The organism is Romboutsia sp. 13368 (assembly GCF_018336475.1).
In the GTDB taxonomy this organism is placed as follows: Bacteria; Bacillota; Clostridia; order Peptostreptococcales; family Peptostreptococcaceae; genus Romboutsia.
This window is the reverse complement of record NZ_CP048741.1, coordinates 1,179,619-1,184,974: the sequence shown is the minus strand read 5'-3', so window position 1 is coordinate 1,184,974 and position 5,356 is coordinate 1,179,619. Positions and strand designations below refer to the sequence as shown.

General features: G+C 24.1%; 6 protein-coding genes (1 of these 6 cut by a window edge). 4 read left to right on the top strand and 2 right to left on the bottom strand.

The window, feature by feature from the left end:
* Positions 1-131 carry the final stretch of a phospho-sugar mutase gene (locus tag G3997_RS04835; protein ID WP_296648961.1) on the top strand. 1,612 nt of this gene lie to the left of the window's left edge, so the window shows 131 of its 1,743 coding nt (coding positions 1,613-1,743); its start codon lies beyond the left edge, outside the window; its stop codon occupies positions 129-131.
* 170 nt (positions 132-301) lie between these two features.
* A complete protein-coding gene (locus G3997_RS04830) occupies positions 302-1,129 on the top strand; it encodes a YihY/virulence factor BrkB family protein (RefSeq protein ID WP_296648956.1) in 828 nt (275 codons plus the stop codon).
* 46 nt (positions 1,130-1,175) lie between these two features.
* Here G3997_RS04830 and yaaA read toward each other — a convergent pair whose 3' ends face one another.
* A complete protein-coding gene (gene yaaA, locus G3997_RS04825) occupies positions 1,176-1,955 on the bottom strand; it encodes a peroxide stress protein YaaA (protein ID WP_296648955.1) in 780 nt (259 codons plus the stop codon).
* A gap of 128 nt (positions 1,956-2,083) precedes the next feature.
* Here yaaA and G3997_RS04820 point away from each other — a divergent pair, with 128 nt between their 5' ends.
* A complete protein-coding gene (locus G3997_RS04820) occupies positions 2,084-3,397 on the top strand; it encodes a hypothetical protein (protein ID WP_296648953.1) in 1,314 nt (437 codons plus the stop codon).
* Positions 3,398-3,444: 47 nt separating this feature from the next.
* Entirely contained in the window at positions 3,445-3,798 is a 354-nt protein-coding gene (locus G3997_RS04815) for an arsenate reductase family protein (protein WP_296648950.1), read from the top strand.
* 211 nt (positions 3,799-4,009) lie between these two features.
* Here G3997_RS04815 and nhaA read toward each other — a convergent pair whose 3' ends face one another.
* Entirely contained in the window at positions 4,010-5,200 is a 1,191-nt protein-coding gene (gene nhaA, locus G3997_RS04810) for a Na+/H+ antiporter NhaA (RefSeq protein WP_296648946.1), read from the bottom strand.
* Positions 5,201-5,356: the final 156 nt, after the last annotated feature.

Genomic DNA, 5,356 nt, shown 5'->3' with positions numbered 1-5,356 from the left:
AGCCAAAGCTTAAGTTCTATTTAGCTGTAAAAGGAATAGATGAAACTGAAGCTAACGAAAAGCTTAATAACATAAAAAATGAAATAGATACAACTGTAAATAGTTTAATATATGTAAGTAATTCAATATAATAGTAAAAAAGCTATATCTATAGAATTTAATTTATAGATATAGCTTTTTTTATTAAAAATACATAATATATATAATATATAAATTATAAAACTTTATTTAAATTTAAGTAATAATATATGAAATTTAAAATAAATTTTATATGGATAAATAAAATCTATAGGAGYTAAGTATGAAAAATTTAAACATAGATAAGCTTAAAAACATTTCAAAGAAATCAAACTATACTGAAGTAAACTCTAAAGCTGCTGAAATGTCATTTTACTTACTATTATCTATTTTTCCATTTTTAATATTTACAATTAGTATAGTTGGATATTTGCCACAAATTCAATTAAATAAGTCTATAGGTATAATACAAAGAATAATACCAGAAAGTGCTTTTCATATAGTATTACCTATAATTAATTCAGCTATAGATAATAAAAGTTTAAGTCTTTTAATATTAAGCTTTATATTTACCTTATGGACATCATCAAGAGCTATAAGATCACTTATTAGGTGGATGAATAAATCATATAATGTAGATGAAAGTAGATCATTTATAAATGTATTTATAATTAGTTTCATATTTACAATTTCTATATTTGTGGTCATATTTTCATCAACAATACTTCTTTTATTTGGAGAATTAATAGGTTATTTTATTTTTGGTCTAATAGGTCTTAATAAAGTATTTATGTATATATGGAATATACTAAGATATATAGTAGGAATATCAACCTTTATTATAATACTTATTAATTTATATAAATTCACTCCAAATAAAAAAATATTAACTAAAGATGTGATTCCTGGTGCTATTGTAGCAACACTAGTATTCCTAGTTGTATCACTATTTTATTCATACTATACTAATAACTTTTCAAACTATGATATTATTTATGGAAGTATAGGCGGAATAATAATTTTAATAACATGGCTTTATTTAAGCAGTTGGTCTATATTAATAGGACATGAAGTAAATGTACGTTTATATTTTAAAAGATATAAAAATTAAAAAANGAGTGCCTTAAAATTATATTTTACATTGGCACTCCTTTATTTTAACTGTCTTTTCTAGTGAAAGTTATTACCTCTTCATTTGATAACTCACTATTATAAGCATATCCTTCTATATTAAACTTAAGTAAATCTTCTATAGTATCTACTTTATTTTTAACAATAAACCTACACATATATCCTCTAGCTTTTTTTGCATAAAGACCTTTTACCTTATAAGTATCACTTTTAACATCATAATCCTTAAATACTACATCTATAAATTTGAATTCCTTCTTTATAGCCTTTAAATCAATACATTTTAAGTATTCAGATGAAGCTAAGTTTACTAAAACTTTATTATCAGTATTTTTTAATTCTTCTATAAGTAAACTAGTTATTTTACTTTTCCAAAACTTATATAAGCCATTTCCACAATTATTTTTTAATTTAGCCTTCATTTCAAGTCTATAAGGCTCTATTAAATCAAAAGGATATAATACTCCATATAGTCCAGATAATATCCTTAAATGCTCATTTATAAAGTCAAAATCACTTTCAGTAAAATCTGAAACTTTTATAGAATTAAATACTTCTCCATCAAATGCTAATATACTTTGAAGTTTTTTGTTATTTTCATTTGAAAAGTTTTGATATCTATCATAGTTTAACTTAGATAAATCTTCGCTTAAATTCATAAGTTCACTTATATCATTTATATTAAATTCTCTTAACAAACTAATTAGATAATTAACATCTTTTGAAAATACTGGTGTTGAAGCTTTTTCAAGTTCAATAGTTTTATCAAAATTCATAGTTGTCGCTGGAGATATTATAATTATCAAGTCATTCACCTCTTATAATTTTTCTTATTTTAATAATTATATACCACAATACTCATAATTTAAATCTATATATTAGTACAGGTATTATGATATAATATTATATACTATAACAATATAGGGGTGGGTAAATGACTAAAAAAATTAGTAATGCAATATCTTCTGAGTACTTAAGATATAGAATAGATGAAGATATTAGTATTTATGAAGGACGTTTCTGTATTTACTTAGATAGAAAATACAGATGTAGTGGTATAATCTATTACAAAATGACTCCTCCCATATCTATAAATTTTAAAGCTCAAATACTATTCATTGAAGATGAGGATGTTGATTTAGAATTAGATTATGACAATGCGATACTTGAAATGTATGGATATAAACCAATATCTATAACTATAAATACTAGAAATGACTTTAACATGGAAGGTTACATAAATGGTAATTATATAAAATCTAAAAATTCATATGTTGACTATATTGACTTTAGTATAGTAAATTTAGATAAATTTTCTGGTGATCTAATTAAACACGTTGATAAATTATTTGCAGGCAGAATTGAATTTGATATAAATGATTTTAAAGTTACTATAGATAAAAGATATGATTATAGAAGAGAGCTTAACGACGAGCTAAAATCTAAATCAGGATTTTTAATAACTCATGTAGGTCGTTTAAAAAGAAAGGATAATAGGCCTTTTAAAACCAATAATGTTATAAATACATTAGACAGGATATCTATAGCACTTAGTTTTATGTGTGGAAGATACGTAGGAATATGTCTTGCCAAAGGATATAAAAATAATAACAATACATATAGATTATGGATAGAAAATATAGTAACACCATTTAGATTTGTTCCAACATGGACAGATACTATTTCTAATCATCATAATTTAGAAAAGTATCTATCTCTTATGTGTAAAAAATTAGAAGATGCTTACTACGGTCCAGCTATAAAACATGTTATTGATTGGTATATAGAATCATTAGGGGATATAACTCTTGAAAATAACATAATATCTATACAAATTGCACTAGAAGCTTTATCTTATATAATACTTGTTGAAAAAGAAGGTTTACTAGATGATGAACAGTTTGATCAAAATAGTGCCTCTAAGAATATTAAAATGGTATTAAATTCATGTGGTATTCCTCATGGAAGTGATGAACTTATATTATTTGATGATTGGATAAAAGGTAAGTTTGATGACGGTGTAGACCTTGTAATATATTTTAGAAATAAAATAGTACATCCTGTTAGAAAAGATAACAGAGCTAATTTAAGTGTTGAAGATATGTGGAATATAATCCAAATAGGGACAAAGTATATAGAATTAATAGTTCTTTCATTTATAGGGTATAAAGGAGAGTATTCAAATAGACTTAAAGAACGTTGGTTTGGAGAAGTTGAAGTTGTACCTTGGAATAACTCAAATAATTAGATAAACTATTAGATTTAAAGACGTATTTTATGGTATAGTGATATAGCATGATAAAATTTTACGGATATTCAAAATGTTCTACTGTAAGAAAAGCAAAGGTTTGGCTTGAGGAAAATAATTTAGATTTTGAAAATATAGATATGATTAAAAATCCACCTACTAAAGAAGAATTAAAAGAAATGTATGAAGTTAGTGGATACGATATAAAAAAATTCTTTAATACTAGTGGAGTTAAGTACAGAGAGCTTGGATTAAAAGATGTTGTAAAGACTGAATCTGATGAAAAGCTTCTAGAAATACTAGCTAGTGATGGAATGCTTATTAAAAGACCTATAGCTTATGATGGAAAAAATGTAGTCATAGGGTTTAAGGTTGATGAATGGGCTGAAAAGTTATTATAAGATTATTCATATAGGGCTATCTCAAAATAGAGATTAGCCTATTTTAATTTATAAATTATATCATTTTAATGTGTTATGATAAATATACCTTTAGCATATAATAAGTTTAATATATATTAGCATNNNTAAACTTAATTTTATAAATTCATTAATCTTTTCTCTAAAGGATAAGAAGTAATAAAATTTATTCAAAAACATAGTTTTTTAATATTCAATATTTATTAACTAAATTTGTAGTTTTATTTCTAAACTTTCCTATACATACATATACAAAAATGGTTAATAAGCTTATACTTATAGATATTACTGAAGATATAAGTATTGCCGTTTTTGCTATATTTACAATTGTAAGATTATGAATAAACGCTAACTCCGATACGAATATAGACATTGTAAATCCAATACCTGCAATTAAAGATACAAAAAATATATCTGACCAACTAATATCTTTAGGTTTTTCTATTATTCTAAATAAATTACCTAAATAACAAAATAGCATTATACCTATAGGCTTTCCTAAACAAAGGCCTAGTATAATTCCCATATAAAGAGGTCTAGCTTCAGTTAAATCTATATTATATGTAAGAGATATTCCAGTATTGGCAAAGGCAAATAGAGGAATTATAAATAAATTATTTATAGGTACTAAAATACGTTGCATTCTTTCAAGTACACTTTGTCTACAACTATAAGACTTAGATGGAATAGCTATTGCTAATAATATACCACTTATTGTAGAATGAACTCCACTTAGATGTATAAAATACCATAAACATATACCTGATAATAAATAGTATATAATACTTTCAACCTTAAAAAACTTATTTGCAATAATAAGTGTTAACAAAATCAAGAATGCAAATATTAAATATGTAAAATTTATATCTAATGAATAAAATATAGCTATAAACATTATTGATATCAAATCATCAACAACAGCTAAAGATAATAGAAATACCTTAAGCGCTGGATTAAACATATTAGAGAAGAGAATAAATACACCTACAGCAAATGCAATATCTGTAGATATAGGAATACAAAATCCACTTAAAAATGGACTATTTCTGTTTATAAATATAAATATTAAAGCTGGAACCAATACGCCACCTATAGATGCAACTACAGGAAAAGTAGCTTTTTTAAAAGATGATAAATTACCATATAATATCTCAGATTTTATCTCTAAGCCAGCAACTAGAAAAAATATAGACATTAAAAAGTCGTTTATAAATGTATGTATAGAAAAGTCTTTCATTATGTATATATCATCTAATACATAATTGTAAACTGATTTTAGTGGAGAGTTATAAATCAATAGAGCAGTTATTGTGGCAGCTAACAATAATAGAGTAGTGAGAGCTTCTACCTTAACACTTTTTTTATAATAACGTAACAATCTCAATTAAATTCACCAACCAACTATAAAAATTTTATCTATTATAAATAATAAATAACTATAGATAAAATCTATGAAACAAGCTCCATTAATATGATAATATAAAAGCTACATCTATGTAAAAGATCTATTTATTGTATAGAAAATATAACATAATTTATA